The organism is Acinetobacter genomosp. 15BJ (assembly GCF_000400715.1).
Classification (GTDB): domain Bacteria; phylum Pseudomonadota; class Gammaproteobacteria; order Pseudomonadales; family Moraxellaceae; genus Acinetobacter.
In genome coordinates, this window is record NZ_KE007351.1 from 152,421 (window position 1) to 172,949 (window position 20,529).

Genomic DNA, 20,529 nt, shown 5'->3' on the forward strand with positions numbered 1-20,529 from the left:
ATAACCCCATCCATAAATCACCATTTTGCTCTACCAAAATGTCTATCATCATCACTATACAACTTCAGATCACTATGTCACGCTAAACACACAATCCAATAAAAAAATTGTTTTGAATTTCACCACTCAATACGATTGAATGTACTATCAAGGGATAGACTTTAGGTATAACTTTATGAAAATTGAAAAAATTCCTGATGCAATTGACCCAAGTTTGAACTTGGAGCAGATTCGTGATGAATGTTTGAAGCTCGCTAAAAAGCGTGCCTATTGGTCAGCGGGTGCAGCGATTGTACCGATTCCATTTTTTGATGTTGTTGTCGATTTAGGCATGCTGACACAAATCATTCCAGATATTAATGCACGTTTTGGCTTAGCGCCTGAACATATCAGTGTTTATGATCCTGAAACCAAAAAAGTTCACTGGGATGAACTGCGTAAACGTGGTTTTGAGTTTTCAGGTTTTGTGGTGGCGCGTACTGCCATGAAAAAATCATTTAATGGTTTTTTTACCAAAATCGCCACCAAGCAAGTGACTAAATTTATTCCTTTAGGCGGGCAACTTGTTGCAGCCAGTTTAGGCTATTTCATGATGCGTAAAATCACTGAAGCGCATGTACAAGATTGCTATAACCTTGCCAAACGTATTCAGCAGAAAAGTCGTAGTAGCATTGTGGCTTAAAGTTACAACGGTTAGTCCGACCTACCCTTCTTACACATCACTGTAAAATGAAGATGTTTACAGTGATGCAACAGATCCATAAAAAAACCACACAAATACGTTAATATTCACTTAATTTTTTAAGCTTTGATAAAGATTGTATTTTTAACCTCCACATCTTGATGATAAATAGATGATGGAGCGTCATTGTGCAAACTAGCCAATCTCCTTCTCGGGTCCGTTCAATTTTCAACGTGACCAGCGGGAACTTCCTTGAACAATACGACTTCTTTCTGTTCGGACTCTATGCACAAGCCATAGGTGAAACCTTTTTCCATTCAGACAGCAGCTATGCAGCGCTGATGAAAACCTTCCTCGTATTTGCAGTCAGTTTTCTCATGCGTCCGATTGGTGCTTTGGTGCTAGGCCCTTATGTCGACCGAATTGGCCGCCGCCGTGGCCTGATGGTGACCTTGAGCATCATGGCATTTGGTTCTTTAATCATTGCCTTCACACCGAGTTACGCCAGTATTGGCTTTGCCGCAACCGTGCTGATTTTCGTGGGTCGTTTGGCCCAAGGCTTTTCCGCAGGGGTTGAACTGGGGGGTGTTTCGGTTTATTTAGCCGAGATTGCGGAACCTCATAACCGTGGCTTTATTACCAGCTGGCAATCGGCCAGTCAGCAAGTTGCAGTGATTTTTGCAGCCGTTTTGGGTTATATCGTCAGTGTGGTGTTTACCAAGGCTCAGGTCGATGCTTGGGCGTGGCGGATTCCATTTTTTGTCGGCTGTGCCATTATTCCCTTTATTTTCTGGTTGCGTAAATCCTTAGTTGAAACAGAAGCCTTCGCCTCTCGAAAAGAACATCCAACAACACGACAGATTCTTAGCACCTTAGCTGCCAACTGGAAAATTGTGTTGGCGGGTGTGTGTATGGTGGCTACCACGACTACTATGTTTTACTTCATTACCGTCTATACCCCAACCTATGGTAAAGAGGTCTTGAATTTAACCCGTAGCGAAAGTTTGATTGCCACCATTATGGTCGGTCTGAGCAACTTTATTCTATTACCTATTGGCGGGCATCTCTCCGATAAATTTGGGCGTAAGCCGCTGTTGGTCACGACTACGATACTCATCTTTATCAGTGCTTATCCACTGCTGACGTGGCTCACCCATACCATTAGCCTGTCGCATATGCTGATGGTGTTATTATGGTTCTCATTGTTATATAGCTTCTATAATGGCGCATTGGTGGTTTCATTGGCGGAAATGATGCCAAGCTCGGTGCGAATTGCTGGATTTTCAGTTGCCTATAGTTTTGCCACTTCAATTTTTGGTGGGCTGACCCCGATGATTGCCACTTATCTAGTGCAGACATCTGGCAATAAAAGCATGCCTGCATTTTGGCTGATGTTTGCAGCGATCACTAGTTTGATTGCCACTTTAATCATTTTCCGCCAACAACGGAGTACAGCGCCACAATTGGCAAATAACAATTAACGCATGTGACCAGAGACTCAAGGCAGATTAATCTGCCTTGAGTTGTTTTAGAATCGCTTTTAATACTTCAATTCGTGCTGAATACTTATCATCGGTTGCAATCACATACCACGGCGCATAATCCGTGTTGGTTCGTTTAAACATATCTGCTGCGGCATTGAGATAATCATCCCATTTGTCACGGTTACGCCAATCTTCTTCTGTAATCTTAAAACGTTTATGTGGTGTTTGTTCGCGCTCTTTAAAGCGAAGCGCTTGCTCATCTTTACTAATTGCCAGCCAGATTTTAACAAGCACCGTTTGGCTATCTACTAAGTTTTCTTCAAAGCGATTAATTTCGTTATAAGCACGTTGCCACTCGACTGTAGAAGCAAAACCTTCAATCCGCTCAACCAATACCCGACCATACCAGGTACGGTCAAAGATGGTGATCTTGCCACCATCATTCAATTTGCTCCAAAAACGCCACAAATAAGGACGGCGTAACTCATAACGCTCAGGTGCTGCAATGGTATGAATTTCATATTCTCTAGGGTCGAGTTTTTTCACGATGCGCTTAATCGCGCCACCTTTACCCGCCGCGTCCATCCCCTCAAAGGCAATCACCACTTTACGCTCGTCATAACGTAAGGTATCTGCTACTTTTTTGGTGAGCTTACTTAGCTCATCCTTATAGTCTTCTTTTTCTAAACTGGCTTTTTCAGGTTCAAGTAAAGCTTTGGGTATCGCAGCTTGCTGCCATTTCTGCGTGACTTTGGTTTGATGCTCAGGCAGCTCTTGCAAAGTCTGTAGTAAATACTGAGCAAAACATTGATCACGATGTTTTTCATCTTCACCATCGACAATAAACCAGTCATCGGTAAAGCGCTGACTCAAACCTTGTAAGGTGTCGTACTGCTTTTTGTTGCGCCAATCCAAACCATGCAATTTATGCCAACGCTGCTCAGAAGCGTCTATCTGATCCAAACGCTTTTGTAGCGATTTCCAAGATAAATCAAACCAGACTTTGACGATATGAACATGGTTATTTTGCAGATCATGTTCAAATGCCCGCATCTGCTCAACATAAGCATCAAATAAATTTTCATCCAAAGGGTTGGACACATGCATCGCGGTAGTTAAAAGGTCGCTATACCAGTTACCGAACATCACCACGATTTGCCCTTCCGCAGGAATAAAACGGGTATAGGACTGCCAGAAGGTTTTATTATTTGACAACAGCTGAGGAGCATCCGCTTTCACACGTAAATAGCGAGGATCTAACCATTCTCGTAATTGTTTAACCGCCTCTCCCTTACCAGCGAGCTCAATTCCACTCACTAAAACCAGTACACTTTTGGCATTTTTCTTATCACGGCTATTTTTTAAGGCATATTGTGCTTCAATCAATTCTAAAGAAAGTTCGTCTTCATCACGCAATTCAAATACTGGCTGTTGTTTACTCATATATTGCTCTAAGCGGCTCATTATTAATATTAAAAATGAGTATAGCCAAAACTAAGTTGATCCCAGAAAAACCCTTGTACAGTTTCTGTAGATTCGTTTAGGTGTACTGTTATAGTGACCAATTGTTAAACATTTAGAGTTTATGCTGTCATGGTTCTCCGTTATGATGCAGCCTATGATTTTACTGTTTTATTTTAATTAAGTTTATATATGTCAAAACTCTCTGCCTTTGATGATCTATTACTCCAATACAAAGCTTTTAATTATCATAATGATGCTGTGCTTGAACAACGTTTACATGAAGTTCAAACCTGGATGAAAGAGCGTATTGCGCATACTCACCAAGAATTTTTTGCTCGCCCTGAAAATCAATTGATGGCCCAATATTTTCTCAAACGTCTTTATGGTGGACCTGACTTTGATGCTCTGGCACAACAGATTGAGCGATTACTTAAATTTGCACATAAAGTCGAAAAATTTGTGCCTGAAAATGGCATCAAGACAGGAACTAAGTCGGTCAGTCTTGCGGTTCTTGCCACACAATTAGATGAACAAGTTGCACAGCAATTATTAGCCGACTATCCTGCCGATACGCCACTCACCGATGAGATCATGCGCGATACTTTGGTTAAACTTGATCAAGGTGAAGCACGTTATGAACAATTGCGTTTACTTGATGAGTTGGGTGTAACACTCGATAAATATATGCGTTCAACCATGATGTATGCGACTTTTAAAATGTGTAAAGGTTTGGCACATAAATACCACTTTGATGGCATGTATGAGTTTATCCAAGAAGGTTTTGCTGCAATGAAACCAATGAAATCTGCAGCAACATTCATTCAAACCTTTACTGAAAAAGAACGTGAGATCATTGATCGCGTTCATGCAGGACATCCAAATCCATTCCGTAATTAATACATGTCTTGCGCTCTGAGCTATTCTCAAGTAGTTCAGAGCACGCTATTTTTTTCAAATCAACAAGGCGATTAAAAACACTTTTGAGAAAGTGACTTTCTGTATATTATTCATAACAATTACATGCGAAAGCCTGTAAAAAAATACAAAATCTGTCATCATGCTTGCTGATTCGTGCCGCTAGAGCGAAAGTTTAGGAGAAAACTATGTCTAACGAAAACCAACAGCCTACCCCAGAAGTTGAGCAAAACCCAAGTTCAGACAAAGTCAGCCCTTTCTTAAACACGCCCCTTCCACAAGGCACGCCACAAGGTCAGCAGCAACCGATCCAACAAGGTGCAGCACAGACCTCAACAGCTTCAATCCCAAAATATAACTTACCGCGTGGTGCCAATACTGGCAACGTAGGTGCAACCACACACTTTGGTTATCAAACCGTAAATAGTGATGATAAAGCACAAAAAGTTGCAGAAGTGTTCCACTCGGTTGCTAGCAAATACGACATCATGAATGACCTGATGTCATTTGGTATCCATCGTATTTGGAAACGTTTTGCCATTAATATGTCAGGTGTTCGTCGTGGTCAACACGTGCTTGATATTGCAGGTGGTACAGGCGATTTAGCCAAAGTATTTAGCCGTGAAGTGGGTCCACAAGGTCATGTGGTTCTTTCAGATATTAACGAATCAATGTTGAATGTTGGTCGTGATCGTCTCATTGATGCAGGTTGTACCAATGTTGATTTCGTACTGGCCAATGCTGAAACTCTCGAACCCTTTGCAGACAACAGCTTTGACTTACTAACCATCAGTTTTGGTTTACGTAATGTGACCGATAAAGATGCAGCACTCCAAGCCATGTACCGTGTCTTGAAGCCAGGTGGTCGTTTACTTATTCTCGAATTCTCTAAACCTGTATTTGAACCATTTTCAAAACTGTACGATCTTTATTCATTCACTGCATTACCAATTATGGGCAAATTAGTTGCCAATGATTCAGAAAGCTATAAATATCTTGCTGAATCAATTCGTATGCATCCAGACCAACGCACCCTCAAAGGTATGATGGAAAATGCGGGCTTCCAAAGCTGTGATTACCACAACTTAACGGGTGGTATCGTTGCTGTTCACCGCGGATTCAAACTTTAAGGTTTAAGATATGTGGTCGATTTTAGCACTCGGTGCAGTCGAACGTATCATTCATCATGTGATTGATTTGGATGCGATTACCCGTATTCAAATCAATCAGTTACAAGGTCAATTATTACGTGTTGTGATCAATAGTCCACAACTCTCGGTTGATGTGTTTTTTGATGAAAATAGAGTTCGCCTAGAACCGACCGTGACGGGACAGAGTCAAACTTCTTCTATTTTTGAACAACGCCCGTTTGATCCTCAAGATAAAATTACGGATGCAACTGCAACACTCCATGTTGAAAATCTAGTTGAGCTGGTTAAATTATTGCTCAGTGATATGGATCAAATTGGTAATATCCCACTGCAAGGTGACTATCACTTATTGCAAGATATTCAAAAAATTATGCAGCAGGCTGAGCCTGATCTGGCAGCGCATTTATCTCCATGGATTGGCCCTCAATTGGCACATGAGCTGGGTAAAATTCAACTTGCACCCAAGCATTTGAAACGCTCACTACAAAGTCATTTATTTTTTGTTGAAGATGCCTTAAAAGAAGATAGTGGTTTATTTGCCCCACGTTGGCAGATGGACGATCTCAATCGAGAGACACGTCAACTCAATCAAGAGCTTGATCGTCTACAGGCAAAACTTCAACAACTCAATACTCAATTCAATCCATCCACACAAGACTAGGTAAGACTTTATATGATTCCGCATGTTACACGGTTACTCGAACTCTGGCGTATTGCAGCACACTATCGCCTTGATACCTTGTTCCCTGCGGAAGAATTACCAGTAAAAGCTCGTCATGCACTAAGCCTGATTAAAACGCATCCTGCGGCTTGGTCGAGTCGCGAGAAAAAGAATCCGCTTAAGCTGAAAGAAGCCCTAGAGGATATGGGGCCCTTAGCAATTAAGCTCGGCCAATTGCTGTCTACGCGTCGTGATTTGATTCCGCCTGAAGTATTATCACAACTGGTGTTATTGCAAGATCGCGTCAAACCGTATGACACTCAGCTAGCAAAACAGCGCATTCAAGAATCACTCAAAGCAGATGTATCAACCTTATTCTCACGTTTTGATGAGCAACCGCTTGCCGCAGCCTCGATTGCTCAAGTGCATACAGCGGCTTTGCATGATGGTCGTGAAGTTGTCGTTAAAGTTACTCGTCCCGATATTCGCAGTCAGATTTTACAAGATTTTGAGATTCTGGCTTGGCTTGGCGATTGGTTAGAAAATCGTTTAGAAGCAGCGCGCGCCCTGCATTTATCAGAAATTATTCAAGATTATCGTCAAATCATCTTAAATGAGCTTGATTTAAGTCTTGAAGCAGACAATACCCGCCGTATGCGTCACTATTTTACTGGCTCAAGCATGATGTACGTGCCAGAAGTCTATATGGACAGTAAAGACGTGATGGTGGCTGAACGCATCACAGGTGTCCCAATTTCGGATATTGCTACCTTTGATCGTTTAGGTATGGATCGTGCTGATCTGGCTGAAAAAGGCTTAACCATTTTCTTCACCCAAGTGTTCCGTGACAACTTCTTCCATGCCGATATGCATCCAGGCAATGTCTTTGTCGAGACCATTAACCCAAGCAATCCACGCTTTATCGCGTTGGACTGTGCCATTATGGGTGAATTGTCTAAGCACGATCAAATGACGATTGCACGTATGCTACTGGCGGTGATGAACAGTAACTTCATGCAATTGATTCAAATTGTGCATCAAGCAGGTTGGATTCCACCAGGCACAGATCAAGATGCGTTATCACGCGAAATGCGCCGTACAGTTGGCCCAATGGTATCCAAACCGATGGATCAACTCGATTTTGCAGGCATTTTGATCCAAGTGATGGATATTGCTCGCCGCTTCCATTTAGAAATTCCACCGCAATTGATGTTATTGCTCAAAACACTGGTACACGTTGAAGGTCTAGGGACTGATCTCTATCCTCAACTGGATATCTGGAAACTGGCAAAGCCGATTCTGACGGAATGGGTCAAAGCCAATATGAACCCCGTCAAAAACGTGAAAGAGCTGGGACAGCAGATTCCAGACCTATTACTCGGCGCCCAAGATATTCCAGGCTTATTGATTGACAGCTTAAATGGTCTAAAAAACCAATCCGCTTGGCATGACAAACAACTGCGTGAAATTCAACAAATGCGCTTACAAATGCAACAGCAGCAACGTCGTAGCTGGATATTTGGTAGCACGATGCTAATTTTGTTGACCATCGCGATTATTAGCCCATGGTTTATCTCAGTCATTCTGATTGTACTGAGTAGCTTAATTGCACTGTGGCGCATTGCTAAATAAATAAGCAGATATACACCTCAAAGGCCGTATCCATCGATACGGCCTTTGTTTCTATGCAACTGCAACATTTTTAGCTAGCCCTTTTGCCCATTTAAGCACTTTCTTAAATTCCGGCAGAGCAATAACATTTTAGGCAAGATTTCCGACCACATTAGGCAAAGGCTTTTCATCCTTAAGCAGATAGACGATCATCGACTTAACATTGAGGTGCATCAACACAGATTTTAAAGGAAGAGAGGCGTGAGTTTAAGAAATAGCATCAATAACTATGGTTCAATTGCGAAATGGCTGCATTGGTCAACAGCAATCCTGTTTTTACTTGCTTACTGTAGTGTTTACTACCGCCAGTGGTTTACCGAAAAAGGAACAGCTGAGAACTGGACTGCTTTACAACTTCACCTTTCTGTCGGTATCAGCATTGCCGTGATTATTATCCTGCGCATTATCTGGCGTTTGAGCAATCCACAGCCCCGATTAGAACCCGCCAGCCCCTTGGCAACCTTTGCGGCCCATGCAGGACATTTTGCTCTCTATGCCATTATGATCATTGCCCCACTCACAGGTTATTTAGGTACAGGCGTCAATACTGAGTTTTTCTTTTTGTTTGAGATTCCTAAATTTGAACACACTTCCTTGTTCCAAAGCTGGGTGGCACAAGGTATGGGCCTAAGTTTTGAACAGTTCGAGAAACCGATTGATTTTATTCATAAGCAGATTCTTGGAAAATGGCTGATCTGGATACTGATTTTAGGACATGCAGGTGCAGCACTTTATCATCACTATATCAAGAAAGATCGTACCCTGATCAAAATGACCACAGGCAAAGATCATTTAAAATAATTCAATCTGACGTTCACTCAATACCAGTGATTATCATGGGCCTTGTATCGTGATAGATTTCATTTAAAAAAATCACCGAGATCAGTTAAGATCATGACTGACTGATCTATAAACACTTTAAAAGAACAAAGAATGAAAACACCTCATTTCGCCATTGTTGGTGCAGGCACAGCAGGATTGGCAACCGCAATTCTGCTTGCACGCACAGGCAATCATGTCACTATTTTTGAACAAGTGGATGAGCTCTCTCCTGTCGGTGCGGGTTTACTGCTGCAACCTGCAGGCTTAGCAGTCTTTGAACATTTAGGTGTGCTTGAGCATGCTTTACAGTTGGGTGCCAAAGTTACAGGACTGGAAGGCCAACTTCCCAATAAAAGACTGCTGGTGAATAGTCATTATCATCAGGCAGGCCATAATCTCTATGGTCTCGGAATTCATCGCGCCACCTTATGTCATGTACTAACCCACAAACTGGCTGAATATGCCAGCCAAGTAACATGGCGAATGAGCCATAGTATTGAACGGATTGAGGAACAACCGAACGAAGTTCGATTATTTGGTGTATATCAGCAGCACCCATTTGACGACTGTTTTGATGCAGTACTGATTGCCAATGGTGCACGTAGCCAATTGCGCCCGCAGGCATGGGTAAAAGTTAATCAGGCTTATCCATGGGGAGCGGCATGGAGTATCGTGCCTGAATGTCCAACACTCGATCCTGCAATCCTGCATCAGTTCTATGACCGCTCTAAAATCATGATGGGTATATTACCTACAGGTGCAATCCCAACTGCACCGCAACAACGACTTTCCAGTGTGTTCTGGAGTTTGCCAAGCTCACAACTTCAATCATTCTTAACAGATGAATCAGCTAAACAGCAATGGTTAAAGCAAGTGTCAGATCGCTGGCCTGATGTTGCGGAGTGGCTCAAACAACTGTTATCGAATCAACAACATCAACCCCACTGGCTATCTGCGCAATATCGGGATGTGGTGATGTCTCAATTTGGGCAAGGACGAATCGGGGTGATCGGTGATGCTGCCCATGCCATGAGTCCACAATTGGGACAAGGAGCGAATATGGCTTTGTTGGATGCATGGGCCTTTTCACAATCGGTGCAAGCTGCACAAAAACATCAGCAGATTGACTGGACGATGTTATGGCAACATTATCATCAACAGCGTCGTTCTTCGACCCAGTTCTATCAGTTCCTGAGTCGTCTACTCACGCCACTGTATCAATCTAATCATTGGTGGGCTGGCGGTATACGCGACCTGACCTTTCCATGGATGTATCAAATCCCCTATTTCCGTAAAGAAATGGCAATCACTATTTCAGGCTTAAAAACAGGACTCTTTCAGCAACTTGATTATCAACAGGTGGCGCAATATGCTAAGAAAGATCAGGTTTTCAATGCTAAAACTGAATCTCTACCTGAATATGAATAAGAGCGGCTTAATATGAAAATTCGTCATTTAGATCATTTGGTGTTAACTGTAGCCGATATTGAAATCACCTGTCAGTTTTATCAATCTGCTCTGAATTTTGAAGTGATCACTTTTGCTGAAAACCGCAAAGCGCTGCAATTTGGTCATCAAAAAATCAATCTACATCAGCTAGGCAAAGAGTTTGAACCTAAAGCACTTCGCCCAACTGCTGGTTCAGCAGATTTATGTTTTATTGCCGAAACCTCATTAGATAAGGTCATTGCCCATCTTCAAGCGCAGAACATTGACATCATTGAAGGTCCAATCGAAAGAACAGGAGCAATGGGTAAAATTTTATCGGTTTATTTACGAGATCCCGATCAAAACCTGATTGAAATTTCGAACTACCTTTAACGCTCTATCCCTGACTTTTTACCCAACAAGCATAGCCAACCCTTGCCACAACCGCTACACTAGCTGCTCTCCACTCAATGGATTTTCACTCATGTCAAACTGGTTAGATGAAGTTAAATTTGATTCCAATGGTCTTGTTCCTGCCATTGCACAACATCATCAAACTGGTCGAGTGTTAATGGTTGCGTGGATGAACCGAGAAGCTTTACAACTGACGGCTGAAAAAAATCAGGCGGTGTATTACTCACGTTCACGTCAAAAACTCTGGCATAAAGGCGAAGAGTCTGGGCATTTTCAAACCGTGCATGAAATTCGTCTCGATTGCGATGCCGACGTAATTATTCTACAAATTGAACAGCATGGCGGCATTGCCTGCCATACTGGTCGTGAGTCTTGTTTCTATCGTAAACTGACCCCACAAGGCTGGGAAATTGTTGACGCCCAACTCAAAGATCCAACGGCTATTTATGGCGCAGCGGCAAAAACCGAAGCACATGATCACGGTCAAAGTGAACAAGTCGATGTACTCAGCTACTTAGGCCGCTTAATGCAAGAGCGTAAGACAGCTGAATCTGATAGTTCCTATATCGCTAGCCTATATAAAAAAGGCATCAATAAAATTTCAGAAAAAGTCGGCGAAGAAAGTATTGAAAGTATCATCGCTGCGAAAGATTATGCCGTGCTTGCTTCGCTGGAAAATAAACACGATCTTATTTATGAAGTCGCAGACTTATGGTTCCATAGTATTGTGATGTTGGGTTATTTCGATCTTGACCCACAAGTAGTGCTAGATGAACTCGCACGTCGTCAAGGTTTATCAGGTTTAGTTGAAAAAGCCAACCGCAGTCAAGAAGCGTAATCAGAGCCTGTGTCAAATATAGAGAAACCCAAAGCCACCTATGAGCAAGCCATTGCCATAGACAATGCTCGTCTTGGTCAATCATTTAAAGTGATTGCCTATGCTGGCACAGGTAAAACTACCACACTGCAAATGATTAGCGATGCCACGCCTGAACGGCGTGGTATGTACTTGGCATTTAACAAAGCCATCGCTTCTGAAGCACAAAATAAGTTTCACAGCAATGTGAACTGTCGAACTTTTCACTCACTGGCCTTTCGTAGTGCACCACGTGGTGTGACCGACAAATTACGCTTACCGCGCTTAAGCCCAAGTTTCATTGCCAAAGAATATCGACTGGAACCCATTACGCTACGTCGTCTCATGGGTGGGCGTTATGAAAAATATGTTCTGATGCCGAGTCGTTTGGCTAGCTTAGTTGCCAATGCCGTGAGCTACTTCTGTTCTACCAGTTCACAGTATCCAGCTCCTCGGCATATTCAGGCACCGAGCTGGTTACATCTGGATGACATTGAAGCCTTACAACAACATCTTTATCCTGCTGTAGAACGCCGTTGGCTCGAATCAATTGATCCAAATCATCAAGCTGGTATTGGACACGATATCTACTTAAAGCTTTGGGCTTTATCGGAACCTAATATTCCCGCGGATTATGTGTTATTTGATGAAGCACAGGATGCCGATCCATTGATGCTTGGTATTTTACTGCGTCAAAAAAGTACTCAAGTCATTTATGTCGGTGATGCACACCAGCAAATTTACGCATGGCGTGGAGCAATCAATGCCATGCAGCAAATGCCATTGCCTGAAAGTCGTTTAACCACCTCTTTCCGTTTTGGCGATGCCATTGCAGATGTCGCTAACAGTTTGCTTGGCGCATTAAATGAAACCGTGCCCCTACTTGGCAATCCAAACCAAAAATCAAGCGTGGTGAATAAACCACATACCAAGATGCGCGATGCGATTCTATGTCGGACTAACGCCCGTGCAATGGAGTTATTACTTTCAGGTCTCGTCAATGGTGATAAAGTCGGCTTACAAGCTGACCAGCAGAAACTGAGTCGTTTTGTCGATGCTGCAAGTTTATTGAAACAGGGTAAACGGATTACCGATGTTCCTGAGCTGGCTTGGTTTAACTCTTGGCATGATGTACACGAATATTGTGAAACTAATGATGGTAGTGATATCAAGCCCTTAGTTAAGCTAGTTGATGATCATGGTACCGATCCACTTAAGAAGGCACTGGCAAAAATCACACCAATTGAACAGGCTGATTATGTAATTTCAACTGCACATAAAGCCAAAGGTCTGGAATGGAATCGTGTGCATATCGAAGACGATTACCAATTTAAAATAAATGGACTAGAACATAAAATTACAGATGAAGAGCTAAGACTACTTTACGTGGCCTGCACGCGTGCTAAAGTAAGTTTAAATATTCATCATTTATACGACTTAATACAACAATTAAAACGGTGCGCCCCCTCAAGTCTTCGTCAGTCAGCAGGTTAAAGCGCTTATGATTGAGGTCAGCTTATGCAACTTGAATCGGTTCTCTTTAAACACATCGGGATGTTTCGGGATTTAAATCTCGAATTTCAACCTGAGCAATATCCTATTAGCCTGATTCTTGGTGATCAAGCCACAGGCAAAAGTACCATTTTAAAAAATATCTATCAAAGCCTGACTTGGTTTTCTGCGCGCTACAAGGATATTCGTACTGCAGGTGTGGTGATTGCTGATCAAGATATTATGCTGAATCGCTTACAGGCAAAAATTCAAATTCAGGTTCGCATGAGCAGTGAACTTGGCAGCACGTTGACTGAAAGTAGTTCATCACAACAAACCGACACACAAACCTGCACATGGAAACTCTATAAAACATTTAATAGTCAGAGTGTTGGTATCAGTCAAGTAGAGACTCAACAGCTTGATCAAATGGTCACACTGTATCAAAAAACAGGACTGCAAGACCCTTTATTCGGGCTTCCATTGATTGCTTATTATCCTGCCGAACGTTTTGTCCAAGACATCAATTTACAAAGCAAAAATACCCCAGGGACATTACAGGAAATTTCGGCCTACGATTTAACTGCTGTGCCCTATACTACTTTTGCACGTTTTTTTGAGTGGCTACGTGAAATCAGCGATGTCGAAAATGCACATTCAGCCCATATCGTTAGGCGCCTGATGGGCAATGATTTTAATCAGCACAACCAATCTGAAATATTACAGGAATTACAACAAGAACTGATTAATCATCCAAAACAACTCTCTGCACCCAATCTTTATGCCTTGAAAAACAGCTTACATACGGTTTTCCCTGAATTAAGCGATATTTATATTCAGTATGTGCCGAAGTTACAATTAATGGTGCGCTATCACGATCAGTTAATTCCTTTTCAACAGTTGTCTGCTTCAGTCAAAACCTGGATTGCATTAGTTGGAGACATCAGTCGTCGGCTGTGCTTGCTGAATCAGCATTGCTTTGATCCATGTTTAGAAGGTGAGGGGATTTTGCTGATTGATCAAGTTGACCATCAACTTGATCAGAATCACTGTGCAGAAATATTAGAGCGCTTGCATCAGGCTTTTCCACGCTTACAGATCATTGTCACAGGCAATCGCGATGCGTTACTTGAGCATGCACTACATTATCAATGCTTAAAACTAGATCAACACGGGGTTTACCAACTCAACCTCGCCACGTCTCAACAACAGCTTTCAAATCTATACCATGAGTTAACACAAACCGAAGCCGCTCTCGTAACCCAACCCCAAAGCTTGCTGCAAGCAGACCCTTTAAGCAATAAAGTCGATGATTTATTTCAGCAAATTCAGGAATTAAATGAGCAAGAAAAGAGCAATTTACTCAACCTACTCAAGATTGATGATACACCCCAAGAAACACCCTTATAAAGGCGTATCACAATACAGAAATTGAAATATTATCAATCAAATGATGTTGTTTGTTTCATGTAATAACATCAGATTTTTGTTGATATTTTATAGTAAAATAAACCGTATTTTTTATTTTCAAGTTGTGCAATACAACTTGCTGCCTCCGTTAACTTGATTGGGCTTCAAGATTTAAAGTTTTTGGTATTCTCTTTGAGTGCCTGTAAGTCTTGAAAGAAAATTCACCCCTTAGGTCTTCGACCTAAATCATCGACATGGATACCAGTGTGCTACCGATTATTATCTTATTACCGCTCATACTCGGCACCACCCTTGTCTCACAATTACAGCGTATTTCGCGTGGCGTGACGGCACTTGGGGCGATTGGCATCAGCCTTAGTTGTTTTATTTTACTTTTGACTCAGGCAGAAACGGTTCTACAGGGCAATACCCTGCAACAAAGCTGGGACTGGCTTCCACAGCTTGGAATTAATCTGAGTTTTCGCCTAGATGCATTAGGTTTATTGTTTGGTTTACTGATTAGCGGTATCGGCACGCTGATTTATATTTATGCCTATTACTATCTCAGCCCTAAGAATTCTCTGAGTAAACTCTACCAATTATTAATGCTGTTTATGGCAGCCATGCTGGGGATTTCTCTCTCAAACAACTTAATTATTCTCTTAGTTTTTTGGGAACTTACCAGTATTTCTTCATTCCTGCTTGTTGGTTACTGGAGTCAGTATGAGGCCGCCCAACGTGGCGCACGTATGGCTTTAACCATCACAGGTATGGGCGGTTTGGCCATGTTGGGTGGTTTTGTGCTAATTGGACAAATCACCGGAACCTATCAGATTGATGAATTGGTATTAATGAAAGATACCATTCAGCAACATGCGCTGTTTGTTCCAGCGTTGCTACTGATCCTATTAGGTGCATTTACCAAAAGTGCTCAGTTCCCCTTCCATTTTTGGTTACCAAATGCGATGGCGGCACCAACACCAGTGTCCGCTTATCTGCACTCGGCAACAATGGTAAAAGCAGGGATTTTCTTATTGGCGCGTTTAGCTCCTATTTTTATTGGTGCTGCGCTGTATCACAACATCGTGACTTTTGTTGGTTTATTTACCTTCTGTATGGCCGCTGGTTTTGCGATTTTCAAAGAAGATCTGAAAGGGCTTTTGGCTTATTCAACGATTAGTCATTTAGGCTTAATCGTATGTTTACTCGGTATTGGTTCTCCGCTAGCTGTAGCTGCCGCAATTTTCCACATCATCAACCATGCCACCTTTAAAGCGGCATTGTTCATGATTGCAGGGATTATTGATCATGAAACTGGCACACGCGATTTACGCAAGCTCAGTGGCATCTGGCAACTACTTCCATTTACAGGCACCCTCACCATGATCACCGCTGCCTCAATGGCGGGTGTACCACTGACCAATGGCTTTATCTCGAAAGAAATGTTCTTTACCGAGTTATTGGCAAACTTGTCTGGTCCAGTGATGGTGATTTCAGCTATTGTCGCAACACTAGCCGGTATTTTCGCAGTCAGTTATTCAATTCGTCTCGTTCATGGGGTGTTTTTTGATGGCCCGATTGGCAAACACGTACCGAATAAAGATGCACACGAACCACATTTAGGCATGCGCTTACCCGCCATTATTTTGGCAACACTCTGTATTTTGGTCGGTATCCTCCCTGCCCTATTTGCAGGGACAATGGTCAACAGCGTCACTCGTGCAAGTTTGGCACAGCCTGAATTTGAAGGCGTTCATCTTGCGATTTGGCATGGCATTAACGCCCCCCTGATCATGAGTCTAATTGCCCTAATCGGTGGGTCAATCTTCTACTTTGCACTAGCAAAAGAGGGTCGCATTCGTAAAATCGACTTAGATCCTTATCTTGGAAAATTCCAAGGCAAGATTCTGTTTGATCTATTCTTAAAAAATTTATTACTCATCAGCCGCAAGATTAAACAAAAGACCGAAAATGGTTCTTTGCAAAGCTATATCCTCTGGATTGTTTTGTTTAGCATCATTATGGTGGGCTTACCGCTATTCAACCAAGGTTTAACCACAGGCACACGTGAACTGACCCATGCACCTTGGGTTGCAATCGTACTCTGGCTCACACTGTTCTCTGGTTGCTGGATGATGCTCTGGTTCCATCATGAACGTATCAAAGCGGTATTGATCAGTGGTGCAGTCGGTCTAGTGGTGACGATGGTATTCGTCAGCTTATCTGCACCTGACTTGGCATTGACCCAAATTACGGTTGATGTGGTCACCACTGTTTTACTATTAATGAGTTTGTCTTTACTACCACAGCTTACCCCGTATGAATCGAGTCGTTCACGTCGTTGGCGAGATGCCAGCCTTGCCATTGCAGGTGGTTTAGGTATTGGTTGGATTGCTTGGTTGCTGTTAACCCGCGATCACAATTCAATCTCATGGTTCTTTTTACAACAGGCGATTCCGTTGGGTGGTGGTTCAAACGTAGTAAACGTTATTCTCGTGGACTTCCGTGGATTCGATACTTTCGGTGAAATCACCGTATTGGGTATTGCTGCGATTGGTGCACTTTGTCTGATGGATGGTATGCGTGCGCATGGTACCACCATGACACAAGGTCTATCTTATCGTTTTAACCCTTCACCATTGATGTTCCGTATCACAGCATCTTGGATTTTACCGCTTGCCTTGGTCGTGAGTGTCTATATCTTCATGCGTGGACATAATTTACCTGGTGGTGGCTTTATTGCTGGTTTAATCACCTCAATGGCGTTAATCATTCAATACATCGTATTGGGACAAGACCAAACCGAACAAATGATTAAAGCCAAGTCTGGTCGTCTATATGAATTATGGATTGGCGCAGGTTTAACCATCGCAGGCCTAACTGGCATCGTCGCTTGGTTCTGGGCTCGACCATTCTTGACCAGTGCACATATCTATGTTGAAGCACCCTTGCTTGGAAAAATGCATCTTGCCTCAGCAGTCGCATTTGACACAGGTGTCTACATTACCGTTGTTGGGGCGGCTATGTTGCTGATCTCAGTCCTCGGAGACTCTCGTCACTCCAGTATGTCAGGTCCAATCCCAAATGGAGGTAAACAAAATGATTAGTATTGAATTTTTACTCGCTTCAGGGATTGGCTTACTTACCGCAACTGGCATTTATTTAATTCTACGTGCAAGAACATTTCCCGTAGTTCTTGGTTTAGCCATGATTGGTTATGCCGTGAATCTGTTCTTGTTTGCAATGGGCCGCCTGCAAATCAATGCACCGGCCGTGTTGACTCAGGCCACCAAAGTGACCGATCCACTCCCTCAGGCACTGGTATTGACGGCGATTGTGATTGGCTTTGCCACTACTGCCTTTATCGTGCAACTTGCCTTACGCAGTCGTTATGAATCTGGTACAGACCATGTCGACTCTAAAGAAGAACCCACCTTGACTTATGACCCACGTGAGGATGAGCCATAATGTTTGATTTTTATAGTTTCTGGCACGCTCACGCTCCAATTATCAGTATCTTAATTCCAGCATTCACCAGTTTTATTCTGGTGTTATTGGGCAATCCAGGTTCAGGTTCTTTAAAGCAAGATTGGCGTCAACCTTGGCGTCGCGGGATTAGTATTGCTTCGGCAGTTTTGGGCTTAATCACGGCAATCAGTTATCTGAGTATTGCCAGCACAGGTCAAATTACGGTTTATCAACTCAGCGAATGGTCGGCGCCATTTGGGATTGTCTTAGTCCTTGATCGCTTATCTGCTTTTATGTTGGTCCTGACCTATATTCTTGCAGTACCCGTGATCTGGTATGCCAGCGAGAACTGGGATACGCGTGGGCGTTACTTCCATACCATGGTGCATTTCTTGCTCATGGGAATCACGGGTGCGTTCCTGACAGGCGACTTATTCAACTTATTCGTATTCTTTGAAATCCTGTTGATGGCTTCCTATGTGCTGTTATTGCACGGTCAAGGTCGTCCACGTTTTCAACTTGGGGTGCATTACGTCACGATTAACTTGCTAGCCTCTGCCCTGTTCCTGATTGGTCTAGGCATGATTTATGGCAGTGTCGGCAGCTTGAATATGGTTGATGTCGGTCGTCTGGTATCAAGCTTAGATGGCGATCAGCACAAACTTGCCGTTGCAGGTGGACTACTGCTCTTTGTAGTATTTGGCATTAAAGCCGCGATGTTGCCGGTTGGCTTCTGGTTGCCTAAAACCTATGCGGTTGCAAGTACACCTGTCGCTGCGATTTTTACCATTATGACCAAAGTGGGTATTTATGCCATCTTGCGTGTCAATGGTACGGTCTTTGATGATGCCATGGCACAAAGCATTTTCAAGAACTGCTTATTGATCATTGGCTTGGTGACTTCCCTTTATGGTGTGATTGGTGCAATTGGCGCTGAACGCTTACGCCGTTTTGTTGGTTTCATGGTGTTGTCATCGATTGGTACGCTGCTGATTTCAATTGCCATGTTCAATACACAGGCATGGGCCGCAGCGCTGTATTATTTAGTTCACAGTACCTTGATCGCAGCAGCTTTCTATTTATTCTGTGGTTGGATGACCTCGCAACGTGGCGCGTTTAAAGATCATTTAAAAGTTGCACCGCGAATCAAACAGGAAAAAGCAGCTGCTTTTACTTACTTTACTATTGCCTTGATGATGGCAGGTTTACCACCATTCAGCGGTTTCCTTGGTAAAGTCTTCATCTTGCAAGCCACCGCCGAGACACCGTATCAAGGCTGGATCATCGCAGTGATCCTGATTGTGAGCTTGCTCAGCATCATTGCCATGACACGCGTTGGCTTTATTTTATTCTGGCGCGCAACACCACCAGAAGAAGATCATAAAGAAGCGGCTTATGCTGAATATCAAGCCTTGCCTGAGCTTGCGCCGAAGCGTAATGATACTGCGATCTATATTTTACTTGGTGCATTAATGCTTTATGTGGTTTGCGCTGCACCGATTCAGAACTATACGCTTGCGACAGCACAGCAAATTCAGAATCACGCGCTTTATAACCAAACGATTCTAAAACATGATGCACAAGGTCGCCCAATTAGCGTACAGCCTTATGATCCAAGTTATTTACCTGAAACCAAATATGGTGGCGAGGTTGAAGATCATAATGCACTACTTATTCCAGATATTATCTCGAAGCCAACACTTCAAGGTGAACATATTTCTGAATATAAGCAGCGTCAAATTGCTGAGCAAGTCTTAGAAGCACCAACGATTCCAAATGCGACTCAGCTAAAACCAATGGAGGATCACTAATGCAAAAACTATCTTTGCTTGAGCGTTGGTTCCCACATCCATTTGTGTCTGTTCTGATTTTTTTGAGCTGGTTAATGCTGGCACATAGTCTCGATCTGACTGACATTTTAATGGCACTGATTTTAGCTGTTCTGATTGCACGTTTAGTCAGCCCATTTATTGCTAGAACACCACACATTCATTGGATTCCTACAATAAAGCTGATTTTGGTCGTCTTGTGGGATATTGTGATTTCTAATTTTCGTGTTGCCAAAATGGTACTTGGACCTATGGATGCGCTTCACCCTAAATGGTATCGCGTGCCACTGGAAACCGAACATGAACAAGTAAATACCTTACTCGCAATGATTATCACCACAACGCCCGGTACAGTCTCAGCAGGGATTGATCAAGAGCGTGGCGATATTCTGGTACATGCATTGAGTTCAGATAATACTGAACTCGATATCCAAGAGATCAAAAAACGCTATGAAAGGCCTTTAATCGAAATCTTTGATGTCAAAATTACAGAGGGAGCAAATAAATGACCATTTTGCCTTATGCATTGGGTATCGGTTTAATTGCCATCACGATCTCCATGTTTCTGTGTTTGATTCGCCTAATTGCAGGCCCCTCAGTGATTGATCGACTCTTGGCACTAGATACCTTATTTTTGAATGCCACTTGTCTGATCGTGGTCTTAGGCATCTATTGGGTCAGCACCAATTTATTTGAAGGCGCACTTTTGGTTGCCATGCTTGGCTTTGTTTCCACTGCTGCACTTGCCCGTTATTTTACAACGGGCCATGTAATTGATTAAGG

18 protein-coding genes are annotated in these 20,529 nt (G+C 42.9%); 17 read left to right on the top strand and 1 reads right to left on the bottom strand.

Going from position 1 to position 20,529, the window contains the following annotated elements; translation table 11 throughout:
* Positions 1-175 precede the first annotated feature (175 nt).
* Together F896_RS01510 and F896_RS01505 are read left to right on the top strand one after the other, a co-directional pair.
* Positions 176-682: a hypothetical protein gene (locus F896_RS01510; protein ID WP_016165062.1), complete on the top strand. Its 507-nt coding sequence runs from the start codon at positions 176-178 to the stop codon at positions 680-682.
* Between the two features lie 188 nt (positions 683-870).
* Entirely contained in the window at positions 871-2,163 is a 1,293-nt protein-coding gene (locus tag F896_RS01505; protein WP_016165063.1) for an MFS transporter, read from the top strand.
* A 27-nt stretch (positions 2,164-2,190) separates the two neighbouring features.
* On the opposite strand, the gene F896_RS01500 is transcribed toward F896_RS01505, so the two are convergent.
* Positions 2,191-3,609, bottom strand: coding sequence for a polyphosphate:AMP phosphotransferase (locus tag F896_RS01500; RefSeq protein ID WP_016165064.1), 1,419 nt, complete (start codon positions 3,607-3,609; stop codon positions 2,191-2,193).
* 210 nt (positions 3,610-3,819) lie between these two features.
* On the opposite strand from F896_RS01500, the gene F896_RS01495 reads away from it, so the two are divergent.
* The 15 genes from F896_RS01495 to F896_RS01425 all read left to right on the top strand — a co-directional run bounded on the left by F896_RS01495 (position 3,820) and on the right by F896_RS01425 (position 20,527).
* Positions 3,820-4,527: a DUF8198 family protein gene (locus F896_RS01495; protein ID WP_016165065.1), complete on the top strand. Its 708-nt coding sequence runs from the start codon at positions 3,820-3,822 to the stop codon at positions 4,525-4,527.
* Between the two features lie 206 nt (positions 4,528-4,733).
* Positions 4,734-5,675, top strand: a complete 942-nt coding sequence (gene ubiE / locus F896_RS01490; protein WP_016165066.1) for a bifunctional demethylmenaquinone methyltransferase/2-methoxy-6-polyprenyl-1,4-benzoquinol methylase UbiE — start codon at positions 4,734-4,736, stop codon at positions 5,673-5,675.
* A 10-nt stretch (positions 5,676-5,685) separates the two neighbouring features.
* The gene (locus tag F896_RS01485) at positions 5,686-6,357 is read left to right on the top strand and encodes a ubiquinone biosynthesis accessory factor UbiJ (RefSeq protein ID WP_016165067.1); all 672 of its coding nucleotides are present in this window, start codon (positions 5,686-5,688) and stop codon (positions 6,355-6,357) included.
* A gap of 12 nt (positions 6,358-6,369) precedes the next feature.
* The gene (locus F896_RS01480; RefSeq protein ID WP_016165068.1) at positions 6,370-7,989 is read left to right on the top strand and encodes an ABC1 kinase family protein; all 1,620 of its coding nucleotides are present in this window, start codon (positions 6,370-6,372) and stop codon (positions 7,987-7,989) included.
* 240 nt (positions 7,990-8,229) lie between these two features.
* On the top strand, positions 8,230-8,829 hold the full coding sequence (locus tag F896_RS01475; protein WP_016165069.1) for a cytochrome b: 600 nt from the start codon (positions 8,230-8,232) through the stop codon (positions 8,827-8,829).
* Between the two features lie 132 nt (positions 8,830-8,961).
* Entirely contained in the window at positions 8,962-10,278 is a 1,317-nt protein-coding gene (locus tag F896_RS01470) for an FAD-dependent oxidoreductase (RefSeq protein ID WP_016165070.1), read from the top strand.
* 12 nt (positions 10,279-10,290) lie between these two features.
* The gene (locus F896_RS01465) at positions 10,291-10,671 is read left to right on the top strand and encodes a VOC family protein (protein WP_016165071.1); all 381 of its coding nucleotides are present in this window, start codon (positions 10,291-10,293) and stop codon (positions 10,669-10,671) included.
* 91 nt (positions 10,672-10,762) lie between these two features.
* Positions 10,763-11,530: a bifunctional phosphoribosyl-AMP cyclohydrolase/phosphoribosyl-ATP diphosphatase HisIE gene (gene hisIE / locus F896_RS01460; protein WP_016165072.1), complete on the top strand. Its 768-nt coding sequence runs from the start codon at positions 10,763-10,765 to the stop codon at positions 11,528-11,530.
* A 9-nt stretch (positions 11,531-11,539) separates the two neighbouring features.
* The gene (locus F896_RS01455) at positions 11,540-13,042 is read left to right on the top strand and encodes a UvrD-helicase domain-containing protein (RefSeq protein WP_016165073.1); all 1,503 of its coding nucleotides are present in this window, start codon (positions 11,540-11,542) and stop codon (positions 13,040-13,042) included.
* 24 nt (positions 13,043-13,066) lie between these two features.
* Positions 13,067-14,449 carry an AAA family ATPase gene (locus F896_RS01450; RefSeq protein ID WP_016165074.1) on the top strand — a complete coding sequence of 461 codons (1,383 nt, stop codon included), beginning with the start codon at positions 13,067-13,069 and terminating at the stop codon, positions 14,447-14,449.
* A gap of 254 nt (positions 14,450-14,703) precedes the next feature.
* Positions 14,704-17,556 carry a monovalent cation/H+ antiporter subunit A gene (locus F896_RS01445; RefSeq protein WP_016165075.1) on the top strand — a complete coding sequence of 951 codons (2,853 nt, stop codon included), beginning with the start codon at positions 14,704-14,706 and terminating at the stop codon, positions 17,554-17,556.
* On the top strand, positions 17,549-17,917 hold the full coding sequence (locus F896_RS01440; RefSeq protein WP_004656199.1) for a Na+/H+ antiporter subunit C: 369 nt from the start codon (positions 17,549-17,551) through the stop codon (positions 17,915-17,917). Before F896_RS01445 ends, F896_RS01440 begins: the two co-directional genes overlap by 8 nt.
* Entirely contained in the window at positions 17,917-19,728 is a 1,812-nt protein-coding gene (locus tag F896_RS01435) for a monovalent cation/H+ antiporter subunit D (RefSeq protein ID WP_016165076.1), read from the top strand. The genes F896_RS01440 and F896_RS01435 overlap by 1 nt, the downstream gene beginning before the upstream one ends.
* Positions 19,728-20,255, top strand: coding sequence for a Na+/H+ antiporter subunit E (locus tag F896_RS01430; RefSeq protein WP_016165077.1), 528 nt, complete (start codon positions 19,728-19,730; stop codon positions 20,253-20,255). Before F896_RS01435 ends, F896_RS01430 begins: the two co-directional genes overlap by 1 nt.
* On the top strand, positions 20,252-20,527 hold the full coding sequence (locus F896_RS01425) for a monovalent cation/H+ antiporter subunit F (RefSeq protein WP_004656203.1): 276 nt from the start codon (positions 20,252-20,254) through the stop codon (positions 20,525-20,527). The genes F896_RS01430 and F896_RS01425 overlap by 4 nt, the downstream gene beginning before the upstream one ends.
* Positions 20,528-20,529 lie beyond the last annotated feature (2 nt).

What these genes read in the sequence shown, in the direction of transcription:
- F896_RS01430 (WP_016165077.1), top strand. Translation starts at nt 19,728, where the DNA reads ATGCAAAAACTATCTTTGCTTGAGCGTTGGTTCCCACATCCATTTGTG.
- F896_RS01440 (WP_004656199.1), top strand. Translation starts at nt 17,549, where the DNA reads ATGATTAGTATTGAATTTTTACTCGCTTCAGGGATTGGCTTACTTACC.
- ubiE (WP_016165066.1), top strand. Translation starts at nt 4,734, where the DNA reads ATGTCTAACGAAAACCAACAGCCTACCCCAGAAGTTGAGCAAAACCCA.
- F896_RS01480 (WP_016165068.1), top strand. Translation starts at nt 6,370, where the DNA reads ATGATTCCGCATGTTACACGGTTACTCGAACTCTGGCGTATTGCAGCA.
- F896_RS01485 (WP_016165067.1), top strand. Translation starts at nt 5,686, where the DNA reads ATGTGGTCGATTTTAGCACTCGGTGCAGTCGAACGTATCATTCATCAT.
- F896_RS01445 (WP_016165075.1), top strand. Translation starts at nt 14,704, where the DNA reads ATGGATACCAGTGTGCTACCGATTATTATCTTATTACCGCTCATACTC.
- F896_RS01450 (WP_016165074.1), top strand. Translation starts at nt 13,067, where the DNA reads ATGCAACTTGAATCGGTTCTCTTTAAACACATCGGGATGTTTCGGGAT.
- F896_RS01470 (WP_016165070.1), top strand. Translation starts at nt 8,962, where the DNA reads ATGAAAACACCTCATTTCGCCATTGTTGGTGCAGGCACAGCAGGATTG.
- F896_RS01500 (WP_016165064.1), bottom strand. Translation starts at nt 3,609, where the DNA reads ATGAGTAAACAACAGCCAGTATTTGAATTGCGTGATGAAGACGAACTT.
- hisIE (WP_016165072.1), top strand. Translation starts at nt 10,763, where the DNA reads ATGTCAAACTGGTTAGATGAAGTTAAATTTGATTCCAATGGTCTTGTT.
- F896_RS01425 (WP_004656203.1), top strand. Translation starts at nt 20,252, where the DNA reads ATGACCATTTTGCCTTATGCATTGGGTATCGGTTTAATTGCCATCACG.
- F896_RS01510 (WP_016165062.1), top strand. Translation starts at nt 176, where the DNA reads ATGAAAATTGAAAAAATTCCTGATGCAATTGACCCAAGTTTGAACTTG.
- F896_RS01495 (WP_016165065.1), top strand. Translation starts at nt 3,820, where the DNA reads ATGTCAAAACTCTCTGCCTTTGATGATCTATTACTCCAATACAAAGCT.
- F896_RS01435 (WP_016165076.1), top strand. Translation starts at nt 17,917, where the DNA reads ATGTTTGATTTTTATAGTTTCTGGCACGCTCACGCTCCAATTATCAGT.
- F896_RS01465 (WP_016165071.1), top strand. Translation starts at nt 10,291, where the DNA reads ATGAAAATTCGTCATTTAGATCATTTGGTGTTAACTGTAGCCGATATT.